Origin of the sequence: Caballeronia sp. (genome assembly GCF_049581465.1) — a bacterium.
Taxonomy (GTDB): Bacteria; Pseudomonadota; Gammaproteobacteria; order Burkholderiales; family Burkholderiaceae; genus Caballeronia.
The window spans coordinates 1-2,041 of sequence record NZ_JBAUSA010000303.1 but is presented as its reverse complement, the minus strand read 5'-3'; the positions used below and the strand labels follow the sequence as shown (position 1 = coordinate 2,041).

The window sequence follows — 2,041 nt, the reverse complement described above, 5'->3', positions numbered from 1 at the left end:
AGTCAACAGAGGCCGCGTCGTCGACGCAGCGACCACCAGCCATGGTGAGTCGCAACGGCCCAACCCTGCTGCGGCAGGACAATTAACCGGGTGTAGCGCCACCCAACTGAACCGCTGCCATCACGGCTGCGGACGCGTCTCGGCTTGGCTCCCCGTTAAAGGGCCTGCGCCTGCTCAAGTGGCAGGTAACCCCACCACCGTAAGGCTGGGGCGATGTGTGATTGGCAGAAGGACTGGGATCCACATTGAATCGTCCGTTTTTAAGACACTCCAGCCCGTTTCACAATGTGGAATGCGGGAGCAGCCGGCTCTCCATGCTCCGATAAGTGACATATCGAGCGAAGCCAGACCAGAGGCGAGACCTGGGGTGGTAAATCCGGCGTTAAGTGGTACCCGTGATGCTTACGTTTGTCTGACGGCCATCGACATAGCCCATGCAGCTTTTGGGGCGCTTTTTCATGCCGACGACAGACCAGCCCTTTGCCCCAATTGTCGGAATGGCGATGACAAACGCCGCCGTTTGTCATGCTTGTCTTATTTAACAATCGTGGGGGTTTGTGCAATGCTTTCAGGTATGGAAATTCCGAAGGAGGAGGTTTGAAATGACCACAGCAACGGCACTGAAGCGTGTCAGCAAGCACGCCGCTGGCGATTCCGTTGATCGGGCGCTAGGCAACGCGGCCGGCGCGCTCTCTTACGCGGAAGACCTCGAGGTCATCTTTGAGATGCCCGATGCCGAAGTCGGACGGCTCATCAAGCAGAAAGCTCGCTCGTTTAGACGCATGATTGAACAAACGGACGGCCCGGTGGCCGGGCATTTGACTGAGCCTGCTGTCCTCGAGCTGCCGCAGGAACCGAACGACGCTGCGTCGGAGACGGTGAAGCAGGGTGACTTCGACATGGCCTCGCGTGCATTCAGGCGAAGCCTCATCAAGCGGCAGTTGCTTTCGTCGGCAGACCTGCAAGCAGCGCTCAACTTGACCCGACAAGCGGTGAGTGCCGCCTCGCGCGCGCGCCGGCTCTTTACGGTCGATGTCGAAGGCCAGAGCTACTTCCCGGCGTTCTTCGCCGAGGGAAAGGTCGACCGTGCCACGCTGGAGAATGTCTCACGCATACTCGGTGAGCTGCCCGGCTGGACCAAGTGGGACTTCTTCACAACGGCGAAGGGGTCGCTCGGGGACATCAACCCGCTGGAGGCACTCCGCAAGGGCAAGGTAGAATTAGTGAACAGGGTCGCGGCGGCGTTCGCCGAGGAGGCCTCGCGTTGAGCCTGACCCTCCCTGATGTTGCCTTCTCCTCGCTGGTTTTGCCCGTCATCGAAGTCGACGCGGCGAAGCTTGTTCGCATTTCCCGCCACAATGGCGGCGAACCATACTTTGGAAAATCTGGGCTGAACCGGTTCGATGACCCACGCGGCCATCTGCCTCGAGCCGACCGGTACGGGACCTCTTATTTCGGGTTCACACTCGCCTGCGCTTTCGCAGAGACGGTGCTTCATGACCGGACCTCTGACAGGGGCGGCTTCAAGATGCCATACACGGAGCTTGACCGGTGGGTTGCACGATTCAAAGCCGGCAAGCTGAAGCTGGCTGTACTGACAGGCAAACACTTGAAGCGGCTAGGCGGGGAAGGGTCCCTGTCGTCCATCGTGCCCTACGACTTGCCGCAGCAGTGGTCGCTGGCGATTCACAAGCACCCGGCGACAGTGGACGGACTCGTCTACATGTCGACGTACCTGAATACCGAGGAGGCCGTTGTATTGTTCGACCGGGCTCTTGGCAAGCTGACCGCCAAGTCCCCGTACAAGGAATTTCAGGACTACCCAGGCTCGCTGAGGGTGCTACGCGAGTTCAACGTGCTGCCATACTGAGTCGGCCCTGAACAACCGCCAAAGCCTTTACTAACGGGCGTTTAGGGGCGAAATCGGATTGCTGGAATTGCAGGATACGGGCATATTACTGTAATGCTTGAAACCCTGCAAATTCTGACGAGGTTTGAATGGGTCCGAAAGCACGTGTGACAGAGCGAGATTTCTTCCGGC

At 58.9% G+C, this 2,041-nt stretch carries 2 protein-coding genes; both read left to right on the top strand.

Annotated features, from left to right (window positions below):
* The first annotated feature begins 602 nt into the window (after positions 1 to 602).
* Positions 603 to 1,268, top strand: coding sequence for a hypothetical protein (locus WCA53_RS07560; protein ID WP_423907553.1), 666 nt, complete (start codon positions 603 to 605; stop codon positions 1,266 to 1,268).
* A complete protein-coding gene (locus WCA53_RS07555; RefSeq protein ID WP_423907551.1) occupies positions 1,265 to 1,870 on the top strand; it encodes an RES family NAD+ phosphorylase in 606 nt (201 codons plus the stop codon). The genes WCA53_RS07560 and WCA53_RS07555 overlap by 4 nt, the downstream gene beginning before the upstream one ends.
* Positions 1,871 to 2,041: the final 171 nt, after the last annotated feature.